The organism is Heyndrickxia acidicola (genome assembly GCF_001636425.1).
In the GTDB taxonomy this organism is placed as follows: domain Bacteria; phylum Bacillota; class Bacilli; order Bacillales; family Bacillaceae_C; genus Bacillus_AE; species Bacillus_AE acidicola.
Map to the genome: position 1 here is coordinate 3,688,041 of NZ_KV440953.1, position 24,585 is coordinate 3,712,625.

The window sequence follows — 24,585 nt, forward strand, 5'->3', positions numbered from 1 at the left end:
TAGGTCTTATAAAAATGACCGAATGAGCAGGAACAATAATCTCTTGCAAAAAATTGGATTAGATGCTCTCAAAATTCGCCTAGAGAAAAACAGTTTAAGGATCAGCAAGAAAAACAATGAAGGAGTGATAGGAGCATGGATTTACTGAAAACCCTGGAAAAACGGATTCTGGTAGCTGACGGAGCGATGGGAACACTACTTTATTCGCATGGGGTGGATACGTGTTATGAAGAGTTCAACCTGATTCATCCTGAAAAGATAGTGAATATTCACAGGGCATATATACAGGCCGGTGCAGAGGTCATTCAAACCAATACCTACAGTGCCAATTATTTTAAGCTGGAACAGTATGGACTGGAAGAAAAGGTGAAAGAAATCAATACGGAAGCGGTGCGGATTGCCAAACAGGCCGCTGGAAACAATACATTCATTCTGGGATCCATGGGCGGCTACAGGGGTGTTCGGAAATTGGAGATACCGGATGCAGAGATTAAGCGCTGCTTTAGAGAACAGCTTTTTCACCTGCTAAATGAGGGAGTTGACGGGATTCTTCTCGAAACCTATTTCGATGTGGAGGAGCTTTATTCCGTAGTGGAAATTGCCAAGAAGGAGGCAGCAGTACCGGTAATTGCCCAGGTTTCCCTGCATGAACCAGGCGTTCTCCAGAACGGGCGGCATGTGACCGAAGCGCTTAACCAGCTTGAAGGGTTGGGGGCAGATATTATCGGTCTCAATTGCCGTCTCGGCCCTCATCACATGATACAATCCTTTGAAGAAATCCCCTTGCCGGAAAAAGCCTATCTGTCTGCCTATCCTAATGCGAGTTTACTGGATTACGAGGACGGCAGGGTAACCTTTAGGGATAACGCTCGTTATTTCAAGGATAGCGCGATACAGCTGGTGGAGGAGGGTGTCCGGCTGATTGGGGGCTGCTGCGGTACCACACCTGAGCATATCCAAGCAGTGGCTGAAGGTGTAAAAGGGCTGACGCCTATAAAAGAAAAGACACCTAAAGTTCCGAGAGCACGAATCGAGCTTTCGAGTTCAAGTGGAATCGAGCCGCCCATCCATCAGATTGCAAAGGAAAGAACGTCGGTCATCGTTGAATTGGATACACCCAAGCATTTGTTGACAGATCGCTTTTTTGAAGGAGCAAGGGCTTTAAAGGAGGCCGGAATTGATGCCTTAACCATGGCGGATAATTCACTTGCGTCGCCGCGGATCAGCAATATTGCGATGGCTGCGCTTTTAAAAGAAAGGGAACAAATCCGGCCGCTTGTTCATATTACCTGCAGAGACCGCAATCTGATTGGGCTTCAATCTCATTTAATGGGGCTGGATGCACTTGGAATCAATCAAATACTGGCGGTAACGGGCGATCCTTCTAAAATCGGTGATTTTCCCGGAGCGACCTCGGTGTACGATTTGTCTTCCATGGATTTAATGCAAATGATCAAGCAGTTTAACGAAGGAATATCGTATTCCGGCAAATCGCTGCAAAGAAAAACCTCGTTTTCTGTAGCGGCAGCCTTTAATCCGAATGTTCGCAACCTGGATAAAGCTGTCCTCCGCCTGGAGCGGAAAATCAGAAGCGGAGCAGATTATTTTATTACACAGCCGCTTTTTAGCGAGGAAAAAATCATTGAAGTCTATGAAGCAACCAAACATTTAGATGCACCAATTTATATTGGCATCATGCCGCTTACAAGCTATCGGAATGCCAGCTTTCTTCACAACGAGGTTCCGGGCATTACGCTTTCGGATAAGATTCTCGGAGTCATGGAGAGGGCAAAGCATGACTCGGCACAGGCCGCAAGGGAAAGCATGGCCATTTCAAAAAATCTGATTGATACAGCGATGAACTATTTTAACGGAATCTACTTAATCACCCCTTTTGACCGCTATGACCTAACGGTTGAGTGCACCCAATACATTCATTCAAAGGAGACTGTCACCCATGGCACAAAGGTTATTTGAGGAGCAGCTAGAGAAGAAGATTTTGATATTGGATGGGGCAATGGGAACCATGCTTCAGGCCTGCAATCTTACAGCCTCTGATTTTGGAGGGGAAGAGTATGAGGGCTGTAATGAATACCTGACGCTGACGGCCCCCCATGTCATTCAGCATGTCCATGAAGAATACCTTCGGGCAGGTGCCGATATTATTGAAACGAATACGTTTGGAGCGACCAGCATTGTACTGGATGAATATGGACTGGGACATCTTGCGGAAAAATTGAATCGGGACGCTGCTAAAATTGCAAAAAGGGCAGCGGAGCGTTTTTCAACCTGCGAGCGTCCCCGTTTTGTGGCAGGCTCAATGGGACCCACAACGAAAACACTTTCTGTGACCGGAGGAGCTACTTTTCAACAACTGAAAGAGGCTTATTTTGAACAGGCAAGAGGGCTGATAAAGGGCGGTGCGGATGTACTGCTCATTGAGACCTCTCAGGACCTGTTGAATGTAAAAGCTGCCTTTCTCGGGATAGAAGCAGCGTTTAAAGAGCTTGAATTCAAGGTCCCCCTTTTAATATCGGGAACCATTGAACCGATGGGCACAACTCTTGCCGGGCAGAACATTGAGGCTTTTTACATATCGGTTGAACACATGAACCCTGTTTCGGTTGGAATTAACTGTGCAACAGGGCCGGAGTTCATGGCTGAGCACATCAGGACGCTTTCCGGCCTTGCTTCGACTGCGGTGAGCTGCTATCCCAATGCAGGGCTCCCGGATGAAGAAGGCCATTACCATGAGAGCCCTGCATCACTTGCTCAAAAGCTTCGCGGTTTTGCAGAAAAAGGGTGGATCAATATTGCAGGGGGCTGCTGCGGCACCACTCCAGCTCATATTCAAGCACTAGATGAGGCGCTTAGGGATATTCATCCGAGAACGCCGCAAAAGGGACATCCGCATGCAGTAGCCGGTATTGAGCCATTTATTTATGAGGACCCGAGCATCCGGCCTATTTTTGTAGGAGAAAGAACCAATGTCATTGGATCCCGAAAATTTAAACGGCTGATTGCAGAGGGGAAAATAGAAGAGGCAAGCGAGATCGCTCGAACACAGGTGAAAAATGGCGCCCATATCATTGATATCTGCCTTGCTGATCCAGACCGCGAAGAGATTGAGGACATAGATGCGTTTATTCAGGTAGCTGTAAAAAAGGTGAAGGTACCGCTGATGATTGATTCAACGGACGATGCGGTGATTGAGCGGGCTTTAACCTATACACAGGGAAAAAACATTATTAACTCAATCAATCTTGAGAACGGGCAAGAACGTTTTGAAAAAGTGGCCTCGCTTGTGCATCAATACGGCGCAGCGGTTGTGGTCGGAACCATTGATGAAGAGGGAATGGCGGTTACGGCTGAACGCAAGCGTGAAGTGGCGCAGAGGTCCTATGAGCTTCTTGTCGGTAAATATGGACTTGCGCCTGGAGACTTGATCTTTGATGCTTTGGTTTTTCCAGCTGGAACGGGTGACCAGCAATATTTTAGAGCTGCAAAGGAAACAGTCGAAGGGATCCGTCTGATAAAAGAACATTTTCCAGAATGCCAGACGATACTTGGGGTCAGCAACGTTTCCTTCGGTTTGCCGAACGCAGGACGGGAAGTGCTGAATTCTGTGTTTTTGTACCATTGTACAAAGGCAGGGCTCGATTATGCCATTGTAAATACGGAAAAATTGGAGCGGTTTGCTTCTATCCCGGAAGAGGAAGTCCGGATGGCAGAGGAGCTTTTATTTGAAACAAGCGATGAAGCTCTAGCTAGATTTACTGATTTTTATAGAGAAAAGAAACAGGAAGTGAAGGCAGCTGCTGAAACTCTCCCGCTTCCGGAGAGGCTGGCGAACTATGTGGTGGAGGGAACGAAGGAAGGCCTGCTGCCTGATTTGGAAGAAGCCCTTGAAGAATATCCAACTCCGCTTGCCATTATTAACGGCCCTTTAATGGCGGGAATGGCAGAGGTAGGGCGTTTATTTAATGATAATCAGCTCATTGTGGCGGAGGTGCTGCAGAGTGCTGAGGTAATGAAGGCGGCAGTAGCATTTTTAGAGCCCTATATGGAAAAAAATCAGGAAACCAGTTCGAAAGGGAAGGTCCTTTTGGCAACAGTAAAGGGCGATGTCCATGATATCGGCAAAAATCTAGTAGAAATTATATTAAGCAATAACGGTTTTGAAGTAATCGACCTTGGAATCAAGGTGTCACCTGCTGAGCTGATCCAGGAAGTGAGGAGGGTACAGCCGGATATCATCGGGTTGTCCGGGCTGCTTGTAAAGTCTGCGCAGCAAATGGTTCTCACCGCGCAGGACCTAAGGGAGGCAGGGATTTCCATTCCTATTTTAGTAGGAGGGGCGGCTCTTTCCCGAAAATTCACTTTAAATAAAATTGCCCCTGAGTATGAAGGGCTTGTGCTGTATGCAAAAGATGCAATGGATGGACTGTCTTTGGCAAACCGTCTTCAGAATGAGCTGGAGAGGGAGGTTCTTTTACGAGAGCAGCTGGAAAGCCAGGAAAAGCAGCGGAAAATCGCTCAGGAAGTAAAGAGACCTGAAAGTAAGGCAGTGGTTCGATCTGCAGTTTCAAGGGATTCACAGATTTTTCAACCCCAGGATGTGAAACAGCATGTTTTGCGCAATTACGAGGTCAGCCATATTGAACCTTATATCAACCGGCAAATGCTGATCGGGCATCATTTGGGGTTAAAGGGGAAGTTAACCAGTCTGCTCGCAAAAAAGGATGAGAAGGCATGGAAACTGACCGAGCAGGTCGATGAGCTGATGGCGAGGGCGAAAAATGAAAAGTGGATTGAGCCCTCTGCCGTCTATCAATTTTTTCCGGCTCAGTCACAGGGAAATGATGTGCTGATTTATGATCCTTTGGACACGAGCAAAGTAATAGAACGGTTTACTTTCCCCCGTCAGGAATCGGAGCCGTTCCTTTGTCTGGCTGATTACTTGCGTTCAGTTGAGAGCGGTGAAATGGATTATGTGGGCATGTTTGCTGTGGTGGCAGGAAAAAATATTCGCCTTGAGGCACAACGTTTAAAGGAGGAAGGACGCTATTTTGAGAGCCATGCATTACAGGCGATGGCGCTGGAAACGGCAGAAGGCTTTGCAGAAAGGATTCACCAGCTTATGAGGGACCAATGGGGCTTTCCGGATCCTGCTGAATTTACGATGAAGGAAAGGTTTGCGGCAAAGTACCAGGGCCAGAGGTTTTCCTTCGGATATCCGGCTTGTCCAAATTTGGAGGACCAGGCCCGGCTTTTCCGGCTGCTAAACCCTGCTCAAATCGGGCTGGAGCTGACTGATGGCTACATGATGGAACCGGAAGCTGCCGTTACAGCCATCGTCTTTGCCCATCCCGAAGCCAGGTACTTTAATGTACTATGAGCATGAAACACCAGGCCTTACTAGACGAATAAAGAAAGGGAGTACCTTAGGTGGTGCTCCCTTTCATGCGTTAAAGCAGATCAGGGGTCAGACCCCTTTCGTACGTTAAAGCAAGTCAGCGTCCTTTGTTTAGAACCTGAATTGCGCGAGGAAGTTAAGGAATTGGGTTTCCTTTGGGTGCTCATATTTCAGGATGGCATAGGTTCTGGCAATGGGCAGCTCAAGAAAAGGACATGGTGCCTCAAGCAGCCTGCCCTCCAGGAGCTCACGTCTGACAGTGGAGGAAGGCAGAAAAGAGATACCAAGGCCTTCAATGATAAAACGCTTTGTAACATGAACCTCAGACACCGTCATGGTATGGAGGGAGTGAATGCGCGCCTGCAAGGAACGGAGCAGGTGATCCCAGTATTCTGGATGATTATGGGTAATCAATTTGTGCTTTGACAATTGCTCATCGCCATCAAGAGGAGGAGCCATTTCGCTGTCCCTGCCGTCATGCGGCACAATTAATACCACCGGATCTTCATACATGGTTCGGCAAATAAGATCCGAATTAGAGACGTGCTGCCTGGAAAGCCCCAGATCCACCTCTCCATTTAATACCATGTCGGCAATAAGGTTGGATTGGCATACCTCAATAGAAATTTCGAGCTCAGGATTCAGGGTCATATACTTTTTTAACACAAATGGCATAATGGACTCGGCAATAAGCGGGGAAATGGCAAGCGTCAATTTTTGTGCATAGCCCTGACGGAACCGGTTTAAATCAGCCATGCTTTCTTCATATTGGGCAAGGATTTGCCTTGCATGGGGCAAAAACCTTCGTCCTTCCTCGGAAAGGCCGATTTTTCTTCCGTTTCGTTCAAAAAGAGGACTTCCGACTTCCTCTTCCAAAAGCTTCATGTGAATGGTAACCGTAGGCTGCGAAATGTAAAGTTCCTCTGCCGTTTTACGAAAATTTTCATGCTTTGCAGCGATTAAAAAGGTCGTAAGCCATTTTAGATCCATTTTCAACGCTCCTTAATTAAAATTGTTAATCGAATCAATAGAGAATATTCAATATTTTTTATCAATTATATCACTTATAATAAGGTCAACAAGGAGCTTTGGTACTCCCAGAATCAAATTAAAACGAACATGGAGGGTTTACTATGATTCAGCACGGATTAAAAGGAGTTATCGCAGCGGAAACAGCCATCAGCTACATTAACGGTGAAAAAGGAGAGCTCATATACAGGGGATATGAAGCGAAGGACATTGCACTTCACTATACATTTGAGGAAGCAGCCTATTTATTATGGTATGGGAAGCTGCCGAATGAAAATGATCTGAACGTTTTAGATAAAGAGCTCAAAGCGGGCAGAGAGCTTCCTGATTATGTTAAAACCATTATAGATCAACTTCCGCGTGACATGGAGATGATGTCTGTCATAAGGACAGCAATATCGGCACTCGGCGTTTCGAGATTTTCCTGGAAGCCGAAAATCGGGGAAGCCATTGAACTGACAGCCAAGGTACCTACCATTATTGCTTATCGGAAAAGAGCACTTGAGGGGCTTGAAGAAGTTGAACCAAACGATCAATTTGGCCATGTGAAAAACTATTTGTATATGTTAACGGGAGAAGAGCCTTCTGATGTCCATGTAAAAGCGCTTGAAACCTATATGGTGTTAACACTTGAGCACGGCATGAATGCCTCAACATTTTCAGCGAGGGTGACAGCCTCAACGGAGTCGGAGATGGTGTCTGCGATTACATCAGCTATTGGAACAATGAAAGGTCCCTTGCATGGGGGAGCGCCTTCAGATGTTACGAAAATGCTGAATGAAATTGGAGAAAAGGAAAAGGCGGAACCGTGGCTGCGGAGAAAATTGGAGAAGGGTGAACGCCTAATGGGATTTGGGCACCGTGTTTATAAAACCAAGGACCCAAGAGCCATTGCATTAAGGCAGAAGGCGCTGGAAATTGGAAGTGAGGATCCATGGCTGGCATTGGCTTTGCACGTTGAGGAAACTGGCAACCGTTTGTTAGAGGAATACAAGCCAGGACGTAAGCTGTATACGAATGTGGAGTTCTATGCAGCAGCGGTCATGCGGACCATTAATATGGACGATGAGTTATTTACTCCAACCTTTACTGCCAGCAGGATTGTCGGCTGGGCTGCCCATGTTCTTGAGCAGGCTGACCACAATGTCCTCTTCCGTCCGGAATCAGAATACATTGGCAAATTTCCCGCGGACAAAACGGCTGCATCGCACTAAAGCACTAAGGGGGTCTGACCCTTGCACTGATTTAACGCATTAACCCAATAAAGCAATATCGATGGTATAGAGGGATGCCTGTCCTTAAGGGGAATGGGATTGTCATTACTTTCACGCACTAACGCAAAGAAGGGGTCAGACCCCTTCTTTGCGTTAGTGCACTAAATTATTATTTTTTTCGCCCAATAACAGCTGCTAAGAAAATGATGACTGCAAGTACCATGGCGGTATAGGCTACTATGGCCGATGAGTGCAGGTCTTTGACGAAAATTCCGATGTAGGCCCAGACAAAGACCAGTGGATAAACCCAATCTTGATTTCGATATCGAAATTGAATGGCAATGACAGCTCCGACTAAAAGCATAAGCAATGTCCAAATCACATCAGGAGTACCGAGGATAAGCAATCTAAGGTATGCCAGGGTATAGCTCAAATTTGCTATAGTCGCTACACTCACCCAACCAAGGTATACAGAGTAAGGCACCCGTCCCCAAAAAGTATCTCCAATCCTGTTTATTCTCCTATATATGGCGGCCAATGTAACAAGCAGTCCGATGATAACCAACACGCATATAACAAAATAATTATATTGCCAGAGGAAAATCCAGGCGCAGTTTAGAATACAGCTCAAAATGAAAAGCGGGCTTGTTTTTCTGTAAATCTCTGATTTCCGGTACTTTTTTAAAAGCATTCGAAACACCCACACAGCTAGCAGCAGGTAAATGACTCCCCAAATACTGAATACATATCCTGCAGGTGTAAACAGGACGGGAATCCTATTTGAAATTTCCTGTGTAGTCTGTCCATTAAGCGGCAGATAAATGGCCAAACCATTTACCACAATGACTAAAAGATACGCCAGAAGATTGAAAAAAAAGAGCATCTCGCGAAATCATCCCTTCGATCTAAGTATTAGTGTGTCCGGGGTTTAAAAGTCTTTTCTTAAAGGATTTCTGCATCTTCATCTGCAGGATCAGCTTAAACGGTCATGCAATTACGCTCTCAATAGCCTTAACATGGAACAAAGCCTGAAAAATAATGCTCTATAAAAAAATAAAATCGATTGCTACATAGTATGCTCGTACTAGGCAATCGATTTCAATTTTTACCGCTGGATTGAAAATTGCTGGAAAACGGTATGGGATGGAACGGGGTAATGCTCCTGTCCGGAGATTTTGTTAATAATTCTTTGGTTGCGCTGAACGGCAAGCTCTAAATCATCAGCACCCGTTGCAGCAACATGCTCTAAATTTGTGAGAGAAAAGAGCCTGTGCGGACGTTCTTTTTTAAATACAACCTCATAATCCTTTGTAACTTTAAATCGTTTTTCATCCTCCCATACAATCTTTTCCTTAAGCGGATTAATCCATGCTGGCACATTTGGCCTGTAGCCTGTAGCTAAAACAACTTTCTCAGTAGGGTAATGGAAGGTGATATCCTCCTGTGTATGCCTGCATTGTAAACGGTAGGAACCGGCCTCAATTTCATAGCCTACCAGCTCAATCAAAGGCTGAATGGTTACCTTTAATTCCAGGCCGCCAATGGAACGGCGGTAAAGTAAGTCATAGATGGACTTCAAGGTTTCCGGACTGATTCCATTGCGGAGCGTATGAAGCTTGGGAAGGATCTTCATCCTTTCTGACAGTGGAAGATCATGATAATAATCCACGAACTCAGGCGAAAATACTTCTTCACTCAGCTTGCCGGATTCAAGCTGCATAAATCCAGAAGAGCGTGTGAACCAGGTTAAATGATATTTGTATATGTCCTGTTCAAGTAGAAGGTTGTGGAAGGTTTCAGCTGCGCTCTGGCCGGACCCGATTACGGTAATGGATGCCGATTTTTTTAATTCCTTTTCATAGTAAAGGTACTGGCTTGAGTGAATGATATCCGCTGAAGGTGCACTCTCAAACCCATCCGGCACAATAGGGATAGAGCCGGTGCCAAGTACAATATTTCGAGCAAAATAATGTTCGGTTGCGTGTGTCTGTGTATCTTCAATCACTGCTTCATAGCAGTCATCATGATCGATGAGTTCAATTACTTTTTTTCCAAAAAGACACTGCTCCAGCTGCTCAGCTACCCATTTGGAATAAGCCTGATATTCTTTTCTTGGAATCTCCAAATGTTTATAAAAATAAAAATGATAGAGCCTGTTATGTTTAAATAAGTAGTTCAAATAGGAGTAGTTGCTTGTCGGATCGGCAAAGGTCACAAGATCAGCGAGAAAAGAAACCTGCATATCAGTTCCTTCGATCATCATGCCCGGATGCCAGTCAAATTGTGTTTTTTGTTCGAAAAAGAGTGCACTGATTTCCTCAAGCGGATCGGTCAAGGCAGCTAGGCTTAAGTTAGACGGACCAATCCCAACACCAATGAGGTCATAAATTTTTTCAGGGATCATGTCTCTCACATCCTTCAATAAAATTTATTTATGTATAGACTTTTTAATGGAAAAAAAGTGATTTGATGAGGCTTCTGCTAAAACCTTAACTCAATATACTAAAGCGAAAAGAGTTCTATGAATTAAACTTAAAAAAAGAAAAAGCCCCCCTTATGGAAGCTGTAAAGTATAAGGGTGTTGAGTTGTAGGCATTTTACAGCTCATAAAAAGGGGGTGAGGGGTAAGTGCAATTAGCAAGTAAAGAAAAGCATGTGCTAAAGACTATAACCAGTCTGAAGCAGGTATTTTATTTAGAGAAAAGATCCTTTGCTTGTCCAACCTTTTCCTGGACTTTTCCTTTTGCATTATCTGCGTGTCCTTCAGCTACTTTGCTGTCATCATTCGTCATTTTGCCGTAGCCTTTTTTTACTTCACCTTTTAATTGGTTGCCTTTCCCTTTCAATTTGTCATCAAGACCATTATTGTTTGTCATGATACAATTCCTCCTTCAATATATTTAAAAATCATAAATACATTTTAAAATTAAGGCATGTCCGCCTGCCTTGCATAACCTATTCCCGTGGGATAGAAGAAATAAACATTAAAAAAATTTACCCAATTAACGCACGAAAGGGGTCTGACCCCTTTCGTGCGTTAATGTATAAAAGAACAAAGAATATGCCAATAATCCGGCTTTTATGGTTTGTCTTTGTTTGGTAAAATGAATTAATAGAAAAATCAATAAATAATAAGGTGAACTCTGCTTGCAGAAGTAAAGGAGCTGAAAAATGAACGGAAAGAGGAACCAACTAATCTTTTTTGGCGTTAGTACAGCATTTATTGTAGCGGGTATTGCAATAGCATTATATTGGATTCATTTGGCTCATAAATAAAATGGCTCAACAGAGGCTTGAGCGTAATGACCTCGTTTCCGAAATGGAAGGGAGGATTTTTTATGTGCCTTTATCTTGTTTTGGAAAGGAAAGGCACTGTTTGTAAACCTTTGTACAATAGAAGCTCTCTATGGTGTAAAAAAGATGCCAAGAAGATTTGCAGAACATGCTTTATGCAACAACGAAAATAACAATTTTAGCTAGTATGGCCTTTGGGGCGAGAGGTGAATGCTTTAGTCTGCTAAAGGGGTTTGATCCCTTTTGTACGTTAATGTAGCAGAGTGGTGAGATAACAGTTTTTATTCCAGATAGGATATTGTATAATATTTTTGAATATATTAATCATTCTGCGAGGTGGTTTATTTGCCAAGAAAACCGCGTGTGTGGTATCCCGGTGCGACCTACCACATAACGGCCAGAGGGGTTCGCAAGATGGATATATTTCTGGATACCCTCGATTTTCAAACTTATTTAAAATACCTTCTTGATGTCCGCGCCAGACACCCCTACACACTTCATGCCTACTGTTTAATGAACAATCATCTCCATCTTCAGCTTGAAACGGTAAAAACTCCTCTTGATATCATCATTAAAGATCTTCATTCCCAATACGCCATTTATTTCAATAAGCGTTATGATGCGCATGGACACGTATTTCAAGGCAGATATGGAGCTGAAATAATTGAAAATTATCCGTACTTCCTTAAGGTGAGCTCTTATATCCATTTAAATCCAGTGGCGGCCAGCATGGTGAAAAGGCCAGAGGATTACCGTTGGAGCAGCTATTCAGCTTATATAGCTGCTGCAGACACTAAAAACCCCTATGTCAGTATGGAAAAAACACTGTCTTATTTTTCTGCTCCCCATTCAGCAAACCCGCAAAAACCTCCAAGACAGCACTATAAAGCATTTGTGGAAGCATTAGGGGGCCAAGCCCAAACTATCTTAGTGAACTAAGATGGTTTTTTAGTGCTGTAAAGCGTAGAAGGGGTCAGACCCCTTCTACGCTTTACAGTAAAAAAGCAATCAATCGCTTGTTTAAAATGGGGGAGGTTGAGGGAACATTAAGGTGTAAGTAGTGTACAGCTAGAAAGGTGGTTTATCAGTTTGAGTGGAATACTTTTAGCCATTATTGCGGCCATTGCCTGGGGAAGTATTGTGCTGGTCAGCAATAAGTTAGGCGGAGATGCTAACAGCCAAACGATTGGAACAACGTTTGGTGCACTTATTTTTGCAGCAGGTGTTTATATTTTCACCACTCCGCATATGTCTGCACTTGTATGGAGCGTCGGTATTATATCCGGTATCTTCTGGACCATAGGCCAGAAAAATCAGTATGGTACCGTTAAATTTCTTGGGGTAGCCAAGACAGTGCCCATGTCGACGGGTTTGCAATTAATCGGAACGACCATATTTGGCGCACTTCTTTTCCATGAATGGAAAACGAAAACTCAAGTAATCGTTGGAATTTTGGCTTTGGCATGTATCATTGCAGGAGCTGCCCTGACTTCATTTGGACAAAAAACCGAAGAAAAAGACGGAGGCAAGGACTTAAAAAAGGGCCTCATGATTCTTCTCGTTTCAACGGTTGGATATGTGGTATATGTGGTAATTGTGAAATGGTTTAATATCAACGGATGGTCAGCCATTCTTCCTCAAGCGATCGGTATGGTTCTATCCGGCATTGTCCTAACAATTCGGCATCATCCTTTTAACAAGTTTGCAGCACGGAATCTCCTCACAGGATTGATATGGGCAACAGGGAATCTTACACTGCTGCTTTCACTTCCCTCCATTGGAGTTGCGACAAGCTTTTCTCTTTCGCAAACAGGAATTGTCATATCTACACTGGGAGGCATTTTCCTTCTCGGTGAAAAAACATCAAAAAAACAGGTGATCAGTGTCATTATCGGATGCCTGCTGATCATTGCGGGCGGCGTTATGGTAGGACTAACGAAAAAATAAAGGAGCTGGTAATATGTATCAAGATTTAGAAGGCAAAGTTGTCGTCATCACAGGTGCATCAACAGGACTTGGAAAAGCAATGGCAGAACGATTTGGACAAGAAAAGTGTAAAGTAGTAATCAATTACTACAGCAGTAAGGATAATGTGCAGGAAATCATCGATTCTATTGAGAAGTCCGGCGGAGAAGCAAGTGCCATTCAAGGGGATGTCACTAAAGAAGAGGATATAAAAAGACTCATAGATCATGCTGTTTCAACGTATGGATCTCTGGATGTGATGATTAATAATGCAGGAATTGAAAATGAAGTCCCTTCAGAAAAGCTGTCATTGGATGATTGGAACAAAGTCATTAATACCAACTTGACCGGACAGTTTCTGGGCTGCCGTGAAGCGATTGATTACATGGTTGAACATGATATTAAAGGCGCTATAATCAATATGTCCTCTGTGCATGAAGTCATTCCTTGGCCGCATTTTGTTCACTATGCAGCAAGTAAAGGCGGAGTGAAGCTGATGACAGAAACACTGGCACTGGAGTTTGCCCCTCGTGGAATTAGAGTGAACAGCATTGCGCCAGGTGCGATTGATACACCAATCAATGCAGAAAAATTTAAAGACCCTGATAAGAAAAAAGGCGTTCTGGAGCTGATTCCAATAGGCTACATCGGAAAGCCTGAAGAAATTGCAGCCTGTGCGGCATGGCTTGCATCCAAAGAAGCAAGCTATGTAACGGGCCTCACCTTATTTGCAGATGGCGGCATGACGCAATACCCTGGATTTCAGGCTGGCCGCGGCTGATATCACACGAAAAAGCCTGTCTCTTTTGATCAAAAAGAGGCAGGCTTTTTCGCTTTAAAGCATTGAAAGGGTCAGACCCCTTTTACACGGTGAAGCACGATAGGGGTCAGACCCCTTCTGTGCTTTAGCGTGTGAAAGGACCTGCCATCAGCCCATTCCAGAATAGCTTTAGGATGGAGCCTGCGGTTTCCTCAGTTGAAGGAAAAAGAGGGGTTCCTTCAGGGGATTTGTAATTTCCGACTCGGAGAAGGGCATTGTAGGCATGTGCAGCAAATTTAGCCCCCACAGGAGGAATTTCCCCTTTGTCAATGGCATCCTGAATGGCAGCTTCAATGCTTTCAAACATTCTCTCCTCAGCAATCAGCATATCCTGTACCTGCTCATCGGAAAGGGAAGATTTTGACTCCCGCATAAAGCTGTCCAAATCAAGTGACGTTGTCGCATGTAAATGTGCAACCGTCACATCCATTAATCGGTCATACAAAGGTTTATCAGACTCAATCAGCATTCTGATCCGCTCGCGAACCCGGGCCATCATAGCGACCATCGTCTCCTTGAACAGCTCGGCCTTGGAGCCATAATAATAGTACACCGTTGCTTTCGTCATACCGCCCGCCTTCGCCACATCATCAATGGAAACCTTTTGAAAACCGTGCTCTAAAAATAAACGGGAGGCCACCTGGAGGATTAATTCCTTTTTCGGTGTTTGAATCTCGGATGCCTTGGGCCTTCCAGGTGCCCGGCCCCGTTGTTGATTAACCATCTTCCATCGCTCTCCTTAAAAATTTTTTTCGATTTATGAGGTTAGGATTTGAAAATTAACCGACCAGTATATATAATTAAAATGAAATTAATCAACTCATCAGTATATATTAATACTATACCCAATTTGCAACAGAAAATAAAGGAGGGGAACAAGAGCATGAAAAGCTTTTTGCTAAGCATGATTCATGCAGTAACAGGCAAGAAAGGGAAGTGGATTACGCTTGCAGTGTGGATTCTTTTAACAGGCGTCTTATCCGCCGTTTTTCCCAGCGTACAAAAAATGACCGATGACAGTGCAGCGAATTTGCCTAAATCGGATATGTCTGTTCAGGCACAAAAAATTGCCGATAAATATTTTCCAAACAATGCAGGAACACCTCTACTTGTAGTGTGGTACCGTTCAGGGGGCCTTGAGGACCAGGATTACAAGCTCGTCTCCAAGATGTATCAAAAGCTTGAGGATCAGCCCTTAAAGGCACAAAATTTTATTCCGCCATTTGCAAAGATTCCGTCGCAAGCCTTAAAGGCCCAGGCATCTAAGGATGGAACATCACTTGTTACACCTGTATTTATGAAGAAAAATGCCAGTACCAAACAGCTGGACAGCGATTTGAAAAAGCTTCAAAACCAAATCGAAAACGAGGGATCTTCCAAAGCAATCTTTGATAAAAAACTCAGCAGCTCTGGCCTGCATGTTCGATTTACAGGGCCGGTTGGAATTGCAACAGATGCTACAGCTCTATTCAGCAAAGCGGATGTCACGCTGCTGATTTCAACAGTTCTTTTAGTTCTAATTTTATTAATTCTGCTTTATCGTTCACCAATTCTAGCCATTGTCCCATTGATTGGAGTAGGATTTGCCTACGGTGTAACAGGCCCGATTCTGGGCATGCTCGCAAAGCAAGGCATTATCACCATTGATTCGCAGGCTGTCTCCATCATGACCGTTCTGCTATTCGGTGCCGGGACGGATTACTGTCTCTTCTTAGTATCCAAATACCGGGAATGCCTTTTGGAGGAAAAAAACCCGACCAAAGCGCTTCAGCAGGCTATTCAGCATTCCGGCGGTGCGATTATGGTCAGTGCCATTACCGTGGTAGTGAGCCTGTGTACGCTGCTCCTGGCGCAATTCGGCTCCTACCAGCGCTTTGCAACACCATTTAGCTTGGTCATTCTCATTATGGGCATTGCCGCCTTAACGCTTCTGCCGGCCCTGCTAAGTATCTTTGGCAGAATTTCCTTCTTCCCATTTATCCCAAGAACCGAGGAAATGACCCGGGAACTGGAAATGAGAAAAGGGAAAAAAATCAAAAGGCGCGAAGCACATGGGAAAATCAGCAAAAGACTCGGAGTCTTTGTTACAAATAAGCCTTGGACTGTTATTGTTATCAGTGTGATTGTACTTGGGGTACTGGCAGCCTTTGTTCCCCGCATACAGTACACTCAAAACCTGATTTCATCTTTTCCGAAGGATATGCCGTCACGTGAAGGCTTTGACCTAATGGCGAAGCATTTCTCTCCGGGAGAACTGGCACCGGTACAGGTGATCGCCAATACGGAAGGGAAAAATCCAGATCTTAAAAAAGCTCTCAGCGGACTTTCATTTGTGGATTCAGTGTCAAATCCTGCTGTCAGTACAAAGAACAAACAATATATCTCCTTAAATGTAAACCTGAAGGATGACCCATATGATAATAAATCGGTAAAAGATATACCAAAAATACAAAATAAGGTAAAAGCAGCGTTAAATGATGCGGGGGTTAAGCCGGAAGGCCATTATTGGATCGGCGGAGAGACCTCCAATCTGTATGACACGGAAAATGCAACAGACCGTGATTTTAAAGTGATTGTCCCAGTGGTTACTTTAATCATTGCCGCACTGCTGCTTGTCTACCTTCGTTCCATTGTAGCTATGGTGTACCTCATTGCCACAGTGGCACTTTCGTATCTCTCAGCATTGGGCGCAGGCTGGCTTCTGATCCACTATGGAATCGGTATTTCAGCGATCCAGGGACTTATTCCGCTTTACGCATTTGTTTTCTTAGTGGCTTTAGGGGAAGATTACAATATCTTTATGATCTCGAGTATTTGGAAAAATAGGAACGCCCAGCCGCATAAACTTGCCATTGCCAATGGTGTAACACAAACGAGCAGCGTTATTACATCAGCAGGCTTAATTCTTGCCGGAACCTTTGCGGTGCTGGCGACACTTCCAATTCAAGTGCTGCTGCAATTTGGGCTTGTCACAGCGATTGGTGTCCTGCTTGATACGTTTGTTGTTCGTCCGCTTCTTGTACCAGCCATCACAACCGTCCTTGGACGCTATGCATTCTGGCCAGGAAAGCTATGGAACAAGCAGGATGAAATTCAGGCAGCGGCAGATAGAGAATAAGATTTTTTCAATTCGACGGTCCTGGCGCGCATCTATAAAAAAGCGAATGAAGAGAAAATCTTCATTCGCTTTTTAAGTGGGCAAATCCGTATTTTGCCTGGATTTGAGGAGTCTTTTTGCAAGCTGCATATTGAACCGAGCTTTGCGTTAAAAGGAATAGTAGAATCTTTATTAGCAGGAGGGAAATCTTCAATCTGCATTGTAGCGGGAATCTTCTGGGAAGTGGATGCAGGAGCTTTAAAGACTAATGGGCAAAGGACGCAAAATGACCTTTATAAATCTTGGCATGAGAAGTTTTTCCTGGGCTTCTTTCAAGAAAATATACATGGCTTTTCCACCGATAGAATTTGCAGAATGAATGGTAATCCGGTCAGGGAACAGCTTCTGTTCTACAATCCACCGTACAAGTGTCATACCGTTTTTTTGCTGATCGACCAGGTCATAGTCCAGGGAAAGGTGATGGACAGAAAAGTTTGTCAAAAGCTCGGCACATGCGTCGATGTCCTTAACAAGGATATGGCCTTGTGGACAAGAGCGGATATCATCGAGAAACACATTTATTTTCATGGTCCTACCTTTCTTGAAATCTAGATTTACACCAGTGTAACATACTTTACTGGCGATATTTAGCGAACGAGAGGACCGCTTCATGTCGAAGAGCAGATCAGGTTAAGCACTGAGCGCATGTTGGGTAGAAAGTCATTTTTTTGCTAAAAAAAAGTCCCTCTGGGAGCCAAGCTTTTATGAAAATCGTGAACGCTGCAGCTTTTGAAATGAGGACATCGCCAGCGGACAGAATGATAAGATTAATCGAAAGGCTAGTCACCATTTCTTTAATTGAGCTGAAAAAAGGGTGACTAGTAATAGTGTGTTTCTTAGGAAAGTATAAGAATAGCATGGTAGAATGTTTTGATAGTTTTGTTTTAATATGTAAAAGAGTTTATTTTTAAAAAAGCTCTTCAGCTTGCCTGTGGATTATGAGTTATTCACCATGGGCCAAATGAAAGGACGCCCGAAATAGGAGGGGAAATCATGTTTAACGAAGTATTCTCGCATATTCATCCCATTATGGTTCATTTTCCGATCGTCCTCATTCTTCTTGCCGCCGGTTATGATTTATTTTTAACGATCACAAAACAAAGAATTTCGCCTAAGCAGGGCTTTTTACTGTGGGCAGCAGCGTTTATTTTTGCCTGGATTGCAGTAGGGACAGGCCCTGAGGAGGATGCCAGAGGAAATACTAACCTTTTTAAGTATCACAGTACACTGGCAGATTTAACAACGGTGCTGGCAGCGGTTGTAGTAGCCTTCCGTCTGTTCTTTATTATTAAAAGGAAAGAGCTTTTAAAATCCTTGCTGGCTGTTTATTGTGTGCTTTCCATTATCTGTGCCATCGCCATTCTTTCTGTTGGTTACTTTGGCGGTGCAATGGTATACGACCAGGGTGTTGGAGTTAAAATGCATGGCAAGTATGTCAATCCCCCGCATCCAGGAAAGTTCGGAAATCATGGTAATTAAATAGAGTGTCAAAATAAAACGGATTGCAGAGGCAATCCTTTTTTTAGTGGCAGGAGTTCTAAAGAACGAAAGTGAATTAAGTAGGGTTGAGTAAAAATATAGAATAATCGGCAGCAAGGAACATGGCAGACACAAACTAGCTCATTTCACATAGGGCGCATAATGCTGGCTTTTGAATGGGATTAAAAACGCATCAATACGAATGGATACCTTTTTCAGACGGAGCATTGGAACCAGAAGATGTGCTGGTGTGGAAAAATGAGAAGGGCTTCCTCCTTCATGCTTGTTATTATCTGGGAAAAGGTTACTTTTTTTAATATAAATGGACATTTCTTTGTTAACCCCTGGCAGCTGGTTTCAATGGATGCATTGTATGAGATTTGGGAAAATGAAGAATGGAAGCCTACAGGCGTATAAAACCTTAGTATTTTAATGGGTTTGGGCAATCCTTTTTTTGACCATTTTCCAGGAAAAGATCTCAGCCAATTAAAGGTATTTTTACAGCCAATACAGAAGTATACTCAATAAACTTTTTTAAAAAAGCGCGGGTAGAAATGAATCGCATGGTTCCTTGAGCTTTGAAAAATGAGGAAAGCCGACAACTTGACAACTGATACGCCTTCAATTCATTCGGTACGCGATTGATCTGTTGTCTAATATGTCATACCAAGATAATGGGGGATTTTAGGAGGGGCAGAGGTTGAGCAAAAGTCTTTTTACCAATCGTTCATTTCTTTTTGTTTGGGCAGGAAACTGGATATCCGAATTGGGCGGGGCATTTGGGACGTTCTGCAACTCGATATTAGTGTATCAGCAGACCGGCTCCACGATGGCACTCGGCGGAATGTGGCTGTTGTATTTGATTCCTTCCCTGATTCTTCAATTGTTTATCGGGCCGTTTATTGACCGGTGGAGCCGAAAATGGATCATGATTTTCTCACAATGGGCGAGGGGAGTAATTTTCCTCATTCCGCTGCTTGCGTTAGCAACAGGCGGCTTTCATGTATGGGATATATTTGTGGTTCAAATGGTGATAGGACTGATTACACCACTTTACACACCGGCCAATCAAGCGATTACTCCTTCCATTGTTCCTGAAGAGAAGCTTAAGTCTGCTAATGCAGCCATTGATGGAACTGTCCGGATCATGACCTTCCTGGCGCCTGCTCTTGGCGGGATGGCGGTCGAGGCGGCCGGAGTAAAGCCTACGCTCATTTTTGTATGCAGCATGCTGCTGATAAGCGGAACACTGCTGCTATTTATAGAGGAAAGAAGAGTTCAACAGCCTGTTCGAAAAACCTGGCTTCAGCAGTTTAGTCAAGGCATTACGTACTTTTTTAAGCAGCGTTTGATTGTATGGCTGGGAATTTTTTTAGCTTTTGTCCAATTTGGCGTAGGCGTGACGATGGTGGTCACCCTTCCTTATATCACAAAGGTTCTGTCTGGGACGTACGCTCAGTACGGTTATTTCATGGCAAGCTTTCCACTTGGGTATGCAGCTGGAGCGCTTCTCATTGGAAAAATGAAATCTGCAAGCAGAAGAATGCTTATGCTTGGGGCGCTTGTCACTGGCGGGTTAACCTATATTTTCTTAGGGTTTAATACAAATATTTATTTCTCCTTTGGGACAGAAGCCATAGCAGGTGTGGCAATGGCGATTTTTGGCGTCCATAATATGACGCTTTGCCAGCAAATTGTTCCCAATGAGATGATGGGAAAAGTGTTTTCGGTACGGTTGTTCATCATAAGAGGCGCCCTTCCATTAGGAGTTTCTGCAGGAAGTCTCCTTAGTGAGCACTGGGGAATACGGCCGCTTTATATTTTGATTGGATCCATCATTTGCCTGGTATCGGTTTTGGGAATCCTCCTTCCGTATTTTTCGTTTATGGATGAGGAAAGCGTGGAGAAGGCTGCTTCCTGAGAAATTAGCCGCGGATGAGGCTGGCTGCAGGCTGGGGTTGCAATGGTTTAAGGAGCTGCTCGTTGCGGTAAAGAAAAGAAGAGAATAGTTTTAGCAGAAGAAGCGAAACATGATAAAAAAACCATGTATTTTAAGGGGGTGATGTAAATGCTTATGGGATTTCTTACAGCCATATCCGTTCTAAGCCTTATTCCATCCGTTGTCATGTTTTATGGGATTTCCAAACAAAGGAAGAAAGCATAAATGGTGTTTTGGCCTTTCCCTTCAGGCGGAAGGAAGTACATAGCAATATAAATAAAAATGAAAGCGGATGCTTTTTCTAACTCAAGTGTCCGGAAGGGATGCACAAGAGACGGTGCATCCCTTTTATTTAGATCAGCGCTTTAACGCACAAAAGGGGTCAGACCCCTTTTGTGCGTTATTGTGTTAAAGGATTCCTACCCATGTGCAGAGGATGATAAAGATGATGTAGGTTGCCAGTGAGTAGAGGCTTATAATATATTGGTTTTTGTTTTTGCTGAAGAGCAACTCGAGGATGGATCGAAAGCTAATAACAAATATTCCAAAATATAAGAAGAGATGAAACTGAAATCTTTGGGTAAAGGACATGATGGCAATAAACATTAACAGTAAAATGGTTTCGATCCAATTGAGGGCTTTATCCAGCCGATAAGAGGAATTCTTGTGTTTATTAAGCTTCAGGATTTTCCCAAGCCAAAGCTCTCCCAAAGCAGTAATAGCAATATAGACAAATATAATAATAAATGTCATGATGCTGCCCCTTTCCCCTGGTGAATCCTTCCCCGAATGTATTTTGCAGCGCTTAGGAAAGTATATGCTTGAATAAGCAGGAAATTCTTCTGTCACTCTATGCTCTGCTGCCTGCTGGGTACACCGAAATGCCGGATAAAAGTCCTTAAATTGGCCAGGCATATAGACGATGTGTTCAATGTACAGAAACAGGTATGGACAGAGGCTTTGCAGAGCATAAAAAGACAGCAAGTGCCTGCCTATATGCTTTGAGGGCTATCCATTAATCTTAAATTGGCCGCCGTTTGCCAAATCGAGTTCTTTCAGTTTTATAGAATGATTAAACTTTTTAGCAAAGCCTGCAAGAATGCCCCGGTTAAAGGCAGCAGGATAATGAGGGGTGTGGCAGAAAACGGTCATTTCATTTTTTACATCCGTGTATGGCAGGTACTCGCCTATGTATGCAGAGCTTTTATGATTAAGATGGAAAATACGATTTAACTGCTGCAGGGATTCTTCAAAGCTTTGAACTGTTTGGGGAAAAATGCAGCGTTCAGGAACTATTTCTCCTATGCTTTCAACAGCCTCATTTCCATATTTTTCAGAAACAGCAAGCAGTAAAGTATGTATGACATCAATAGAATACCACTCAGCATGACGAAGGAGGTCCGGATTAAATTCAAAAGGGAGCTCGAGTTTTTCTCTTGAAGCCACTTCCAAAATGCTGGTGATGGCATTCGAATGAACCGCAGCTTTCCGCACTGTTCCTTTGGCGGGACTGTTACGCACCCGGAAATGAAAATTCATAAACCTTTCCAGCTCTCGGCTCGCACGCAGTGTTTCTTCAGAGGTCAAATGGCTAAGTCCGATTGCTTCATATAATTGCTGACGTTTATCTTCAATAATGTTCTTCATCATGCTTACCATCCTTCTAATATGAGAGGCCAGTTCTCAAGTTGTTTTTACTCATCATTATACTGTAAGTGGAATATTTTGAATATACGGTTTTTTGGATGGCTAAGTAAAAGATTAATGTTACGGGAATGTTTGCGAGAGACTCTTCAGGCAGCGCTAGGGGGCTCACGAGCTGCCTGTAGAACGAGTGCCTTGTGTATAAATCAACCTGCAGGATGATTAGAGCACTACTAATGTTTCAGTTAAAGCCTATGATGATTTGAAACCAAAGTTGATTGAAGCGAGTGTCTATAGCGGAAATCAACCAGCAGGAAGACCAGAACTCAACCCATGTCCGTAAAAGCCCACAATTGTATTTGCACCCAATATTACTTGAAGGCTCAAGGACACAGCTGGATCAAAGAAAGTGCATGGAGACGAATTTTGCAAAGGAAGAAAATAAGAAATAAAGGAGAGAAAAAGATGAACTGCTTTATTTGTAAAACCTGCGGGGTTCAGTATGCGAAATCCGAAACGGAACCGGATAGATGTGTTATTTGCTCAGACGAACGGCAATACGTACATCCTTCGGGACAGGTTTGGACGACTATGGAAAGCATGCGTGAATCAAGAGAATACAAGAATGAAATAGTAGAAGATGAAAAAGGGTTGTACAGTTTGACGACCAAACCGTCCTTTGCCATAGGGCAAACAGCCTTTCTTGTTCAGTCAGAAGGGTTTAATGTTTTGTGGGACTGTATCACGTATCTGGACGATACAACGATTGATAAGGTGAAAGAGCTTGGCGGAATCCAAGCCATTGCCTTGTCGCATCCCCATTATTACTCCACCCAGGTGGAATGGGCAGAGGTGTTTGACGCGCCTATCTACATACATGAAGACGACAAAGCGTGGGTAACCAGGCCAAGTGACCGGATTATATACTGGTCAGGAGACAGGCTTGAGCTGGAAAAAGGAATGATTCTCCATCGTTTTGGCGGTCATTTTAAAGGCGGGGCCGTACTGGAATGGAAAGAAGGAAATGATCAAAAAGGAGTCCTGCTGTCAGGAGACATTATTCAAGTGGTGGCCGACCGACAATGGGTCAGTTTTATGTACAGCTACCCTAATCTCATCCCTTTGCAAGCATCTAAGGTACAGGAGATAGCCAATGCTGCCGGAAAGCTGAAGTTTGACCGGCTGTATAACGCCTTTCATCGCATCGTGCAAAAAGACGCTGGGGAAGCTGTCCAAAAATCAGCCGAAAGGTATGTGGCTGCCTTAAGCGGAACGCTGTTTCATACCTGAATCACTCGATTTACTGCAGCTGCTAAAAAACCATCGGGCTTTCATTCCTGATGGTTTTTTTGAGAATATAAAATTTGTAATCTCTGTCCGCTCCAGCACTTATCGTCCAATATAACCCTTCCCTGCGATAAGTCAATATCAGCTCAAAAGTGACTTCGTCGTGTTTCCTTTATCTCAGTGGAAGACTACGGAATCTCTACGCCGATGAACAAGGCGCTTCCGCTTTTCACTGTCTAGCTCCAGCGCCTATCGGCTATCGGATTTCTTCGTCTTCTCCCTGCGATAAGTCAACATCAGCTCAAAAGTGACTTCGCAGTGTTTCCTTTATCTCAGTCGAAGACTAGGGAATCCGTACGCCGATGAACAAGGCGCTTCCGCTTTTCTACCCTATAAATTTTAATGCCTGCTCTAGATTGCTTTTTATTGTGATGCCCTGCAGTGCTAAGCCGAGTGAAACCATGGTTTGCGCAACCTCCGGGCGAATTCCCGTTAGGATGGTTTCGACACCGGTGAGTTTAAGGGCATCGAATACCTGGAACAGCTGCTGAGCGACCATTGTATCCACGATCAGAACTCCGGATAAATCAAAGATAAGATGATTTAAATTTAATTTGCTAGAGTTGCTTAAGGTTTCTTCCATTAAGAGCTGAGCTCTTTCAGTGTCAATATTGCCAATTAGCGGCAGCACTCCAACGCCTTTGGTTAAAGGAATAACGGGAACCGATAGCTCGATAAATGCACTTTTGGCGTTTTCTAACGTTTTTTGATGGTATTCTACATAGGCAAGACTGAAATAATAAGCTGCCTTATCCAGCAGAGGATCAATGATGGAAATCGCCCGAAAGACAGTGGGGAGGGATACATCGTTTGCCAGTGCCTCTTTTTCTACAGCCTTCCATATATAAGTTCGATAAAAGCTTGCATCTTTTAAAGCCTCATCTAAGGGGACGCCTAATTTGAAAAAGCTCTCACCGTTTTCCTTGCCCCATTTCAAAATGGCTTCATCAGTTTTTTTAGGGTTTACATCAATTAAGGCACGGCCAAACAGTTGAATAAAATCGGCTCTCGTTTTTAATAAAGAAGGCACAAATTTTTGAAATTCATTACTTTCTTCTTCCGTCATAGGGACTCCTGCCATTCTGTCCGTATGCACTTCCATGGCGATGGCGTCTTTTTGGCTAATAATCATTTCACCTAAAAGCTGTAGTTCCTTGTCCATAGTATCCTCCATCATTTTTATATTAATGTGGTAAACGAAACATTTATATCTTAATAGTTAATTGTCATTCCCTTTAAAATTTTACTAGTAAATTAGTAGTATATCAATGTAAAAAAATC

20 protein-coding genes are annotated in these 24,585 nt (G+C 43.7%); 11 read left to right on the plus strand and 9 right to left on the minus strand.

Annotation, left to right across the window (positions count from 1 at the left end; genetic code table 11):
• The first annotated feature begins 135 nt into the window (after nucleotides 1-135).
• A complete protein-coding gene (locus A5N88_RS17275; RefSeq protein WP_066268237.1) occupies nucleotides 136-1,977 on the plus strand; it encodes a bifunctional homocysteine S-methyltransferase/methylenetetrahydrofolate reductase in 1,842 nt (613 codons plus the stop codon).
• Nucleotides 1,958-5,398 (plus strand): methionine synthase, encoded by a 3,441-nt coding sequence (metH, locus tag A5N88_RS17280; protein WP_066268238.1) that lies wholly within the window; start codon nucleotides 1,958-1,960, stop codon nucleotides 5,396-5,398. The genes A5N88_RS17275 and metH overlap by 20 nt, the downstream gene beginning before the upstream one ends.
• A gap of 129 nt (nucleotides 5,399-5,527) precedes the next feature.
• Here the strand turns inward: metH and A5N88_RS17285 are convergent, their stop codons facing one another.
• On the minus strand, nucleotides 5,528-6,406 hold the full coding sequence (locus A5N88_RS17285; RefSeq protein ID WP_066268240.1) for a LysR family transcriptional regulator: 879 nt from the start codon (nucleotides 6,404-6,406) through the stop codon (nucleotides 5,528-5,530).
• Between the two features lie 143 nt (nucleotides 6,407-6,549).
• On the opposite strand from A5N88_RS17285, the gene A5N88_RS17290 reads away from it, so the two are divergent.
• On the plus strand, nucleotides 6,550-7,659 hold the full coding sequence (locus A5N88_RS17290) for a citrate synthase/methylcitrate synthase (protein WP_066268241.1): 1,110 nt from the start codon (nucleotides 6,550-6,552) through the stop codon (nucleotides 7,657-7,659).
• Nucleotides 7,660-7,828: 169 nt separating this feature from the next.
• On the opposite strand, the gene A5N88_RS17295 is transcribed toward A5N88_RS17290, so the two are convergent.
• The 3 genes from A5N88_RS17295 to A5N88_RS17305 all read right to left on the minus strand — a co-directional run bounded on the left by A5N88_RS17295 (nucleotide 7,829) and on the right by A5N88_RS17305 (nucleotide 10,535).
• Nucleotides 7,829-8,542, minus strand: coding sequence for a TspO/MBR family protein (locus A5N88_RS17295; protein ID WP_066268243.1), 714 nt, complete (start codon nucleotides 8,540-8,542; stop codon nucleotides 7,829-7,831).
• A 222-nt stretch (nucleotides 8,543-8,764) separates the two neighbouring features.
• Nucleotides 8,765-10,063 (minus strand): lysine N(6)-hydroxylase/L-ornithine N(5)-oxygenase family protein, encoded by a 1,299-nt coding sequence (locus tag A5N88_RS17300; protein WP_066268244.1) that lies wholly within the window; start codon nucleotides 10,061-10,063, stop codon nucleotides 8,765-8,767.
• Between the two features lie 286 nt (nucleotides 10,064-10,349).
• On the minus strand, nucleotides 10,350-10,535 hold the full coding sequence (locus A5N88_RS17305; RefSeq protein ID WP_066268246.1) for a CsbD family protein: 186 nt from the start codon (nucleotides 10,533-10,535) through the stop codon (nucleotides 10,350-10,352).
• 763 nt (nucleotides 10,536-11,298) lie between these two features.
• Between A5N88_RS17305 and A5N88_RS17310 the strand changes: the two genes are divergently transcribed.
• The 3 genes from A5N88_RS17310 to A5N88_RS17320 all read left to right on the plus strand — a co-directional run bounded on the left by A5N88_RS17310 (nucleotide 11,299) and on the right by A5N88_RS17320 (nucleotide 13,699).
• Complete coding sequence (locus A5N88_RS17310; RefSeq protein ID WP_066268248.1) at nucleotides 11,299-11,892, plus strand: transposase; 594 nt, start codon at nucleotides 11,299-11,301, stop codon at nucleotides 11,890-11,892.
• 150 nt (nucleotides 11,893-12,042) lie between these two features.
• Complete coding sequence (locus tag A5N88_RS17315; RefSeq protein ID WP_066268250.1) at nucleotides 12,043-12,900, plus strand: GRP family sugar transporter; 858 nt, start codon at nucleotides 12,043-12,045, stop codon at nucleotides 12,898-12,900.
• A gap of 13 nt (nucleotides 12,901-12,913) precedes the next feature.
• Nucleotides 12,914-13,699, plus strand: a complete 786-nt coding sequence (locus A5N88_RS17320) for a glucose 1-dehydrogenase (protein ID WP_066268251.1) — start codon at nucleotides 12,914-12,916, stop codon at nucleotides 13,697-13,699.
• 124 nt (nucleotides 13,700-13,823) lie between these two features.
• Here A5N88_RS17320 and A5N88_RS17325 read toward each other — a convergent pair whose 3' ends face one another.
• Nucleotides 13,824-14,462, minus strand: coding sequence for a TetR/AcrR family transcriptional regulator (locus tag A5N88_RS17325; protein ID WP_066268252.1), 639 nt, complete (start codon nucleotides 14,460-14,462; stop codon nucleotides 13,824-13,826).
• Between the two features lie 159 nt (nucleotides 14,463-14,621).
• Between A5N88_RS17325 and A5N88_RS17330 the strand changes: the two genes are divergently transcribed.
• Entirely contained in the window at nucleotides 14,622-16,856 is a 2,235-nt protein-coding gene (locus A5N88_RS17330) for an MMPL family transporter (protein WP_066268253.1), read from the plus strand.
• Between the two features lie 237 nt (nucleotides 16,857-17,093).
• Here the strand turns inward: A5N88_RS17330 and A5N88_RS24455 are convergent, their stop codons facing one another.
• Nucleotides 17,094-17,423, minus strand: coding sequence for a cyclic-phosphate processing receiver domain-containing protein (locus A5N88_RS24455; protein WP_083953195.1), 330 nt, complete (start codon nucleotides 17,421-17,423; stop codon nucleotides 17,094-17,096).
• Nucleotides 17,424-17,888: 465 nt separating this feature from the next.
• On the opposite strand from A5N88_RS24455, the gene A5N88_RS17340 reads away from it, so the two are divergent.
• The 3 genes from A5N88_RS17340 (at nucleotide 17,889) to A5N88_RS17350 (ending at nucleotide 20,295) form a co-directional block, all read left to right on the plus strand.
• Entirely contained in the window at nucleotides 17,889-18,374 is a 486-nt protein-coding gene (locus tag A5N88_RS17340; protein ID WP_066268259.1) for a DUF2231 domain-containing protein, read from the plus strand.
• 279 nt (nucleotides 18,375-18,653) lie between these two features.
• Nucleotides 18,654-18,791, plus strand: coding sequence for a hypothetical protein (locus A5N88_RS25020; protein ID WP_157090704.1), 138 nt, complete (start codon nucleotides 18,654-18,656; stop codon nucleotides 18,789-18,791).
• Nucleotides 18,792-19,074: 283 nt separating this feature from the next.
• Nucleotides 19,075-20,295, plus strand: coding sequence for an MFS transporter (locus A5N88_RS17350; RefSeq protein WP_066268263.1), 1,221 nt, complete (start codon nucleotides 19,075-19,077; stop codon nucleotides 20,293-20,295).
• Between the two features lie 426 nt (nucleotides 20,296-20,721).
• On the opposite strand, the gene A5N88_RS25585 is transcribed toward A5N88_RS17350, so the two are convergent.
• Both A5N88_RS25585 and A5N88_RS17360 read right to left on the minus strand, forming a co-directional pair.
• Entirely contained in the window at nucleotides 20,722-21,066 is a 345-nt protein-coding gene (locus A5N88_RS25585) for a DUF4181 domain-containing protein (RefSeq protein ID WP_198160314.1), read from the minus strand.
• A 255-nt stretch (nucleotides 21,067-21,321) separates the two neighbouring features.
• Complete coding sequence (locus tag A5N88_RS17360; protein WP_066268265.1) at nucleotides 21,322-21,963, minus strand: aspartyl-phosphate phosphatase Spo0E family protein; 642 nt, start codon at nucleotides 21,961-21,963, stop codon at nucleotides 21,322-21,324.
• 459 nt (nucleotides 21,964-22,422) lie between these two features.
• Between A5N88_RS17360 and A5N88_RS17365 the strand changes: the two genes are divergently transcribed.
• Nucleotides 22,423-23,247 carry an MBL fold metallo-hydrolase gene (locus A5N88_RS17365; protein WP_066268268.1) on the plus strand — a complete coding sequence of 275 codons (825 nt, stop codon included), beginning with the start codon at nucleotides 22,423-22,425 and terminating at the stop codon, nucleotides 23,245-23,247.
• Nucleotides 23,248-23,629: 382 nt separating this feature from the next.
• Here A5N88_RS17365 and A5N88_RS17370 read toward each other — a convergent pair whose 3' ends face one another.
• Nucleotides 23,630-24,466: an STAS domain-containing protein gene (locus A5N88_RS17370; RefSeq protein WP_066268270.1), complete on the minus strand. Its 837-nt coding sequence runs from the start codon at nucleotides 24,464-24,466 to the stop codon at nucleotides 23,630-23,632.
• Nucleotides 24,467-24,585 lie beyond the last annotated feature (119 nt).

Excerpts from the sequence above, each read along its gene's own strand:
- A5N88_RS17275 (WP_066268237.1), top strand. The coding sequence starts at position 136 with ATGGATTTACTGAAAACCCTGGAAAAACGGATTCTGGTAGCTGACGGA.
- metH (WP_066268238.1), top strand. The coding sequence starts at position 1,958 with ATGGCACAAAGGTTATTTGAGGAGCAGCTAGAGAAGAAGATTTTGATA.
- A5N88_RS17285 (WP_066268240.1), bottom strand. The coding sequence starts at position 6,406 with ATGGATCTAAAATGGCTTACGACCTTTTTAATCGCTGCAAAGCATGAA.
- A5N88_RS17290 (WP_066268241.1), top strand. The coding sequence starts at position 6,550 with ATGATTCAGCACGGATTAAAAGGAGTTATCGCAGCGGAAACAGCCATC.
- A5N88_RS17295 (WP_066268243.1), bottom strand. The coding sequence starts at position 8,542 with ATGCTCTTTTTTTTCAATCTTCTGGCGTATCTTTTAGTCATTGTGGTA.
- A5N88_RS17300 (WP_066268244.1), bottom strand. The coding sequence starts at position 10,063 with ATGATCCCTGAAAAAATTTATGACCTCATTGGTGTTGGGATTGGTCCG.
- A5N88_RS17305 (WP_066268246.1), bottom strand. The coding sequence starts at position 10,535 with ATGACAAACAATAATGGTCTTGATGACAAATTGAAAGGGAAAGGCAAC.
- A5N88_RS17320 (WP_066268251.1), top strand. The coding sequence starts at position 12,914 with ATGTATCAAGATTTAGAAGGCAAAGTTGTCGTCATCACAGGTGCATCA.
- A5N88_RS17325 (WP_066268252.1), bottom strand. The coding sequence starts at position 14,462 with ATGGTTAATCAACAACGGGGCCGGGCACCTGGAAGGCCCAAGGCATCC.
- A5N88_RS17330 (WP_066268253.1), top strand. The coding sequence starts at position 14,622 with ATGAAAAGCTTTTTGCTAAGCATGATTCATGCAGTAACAGGCAAGAAA.
- A5N88_RS24455 (WP_083953195.1), bottom strand. The coding sequence starts at position 17,423 with ATGAAAATAAATGTGTTTCTCGATGATATCCGCTCTTGTCCACAAGGC.
- A5N88_RS17340 (WP_066268259.1), top strand. The coding sequence starts at position 17,889 with ATGTTTAACGAAGTATTCTCGCATATTCATCCCATTATGGTTCATTTT.
- A5N88_RS25020 (WP_157090704.1), top strand. The coding sequence starts at position 18,654 with ATGCTTGTTATTATCTGGGAAAAGGTTACTTTTTTTAATATAAATGGA.
- A5N88_RS25585 (WP_198160314.1), bottom strand. The coding sequence starts at position 21,066 with ATGACATTTATTATTATATTTGTCTATATTGCTATTACTGCTTTGGGA.
- A5N88_RS17360 (WP_066268265.1), bottom strand. The coding sequence starts at position 21,963 with ATGATGAAGAACATTATTGAAGATAAACGTCAGCAATTATATGAAGCA.
- A5N88_RS17365 (WP_066268268.1), top strand. The coding sequence starts at position 22,423 with ATGAACTGCTTTATTTGTAAAACCTGCGGGGTTCAGTATGCGAAATCC.
- A5N88_RS17370 (WP_066268270.1), bottom strand. The coding sequence starts at position 24,466 with ATGGACAAGGAACTACAGCTTTTAGGTGAAATGATTATTAGCCAAAAA.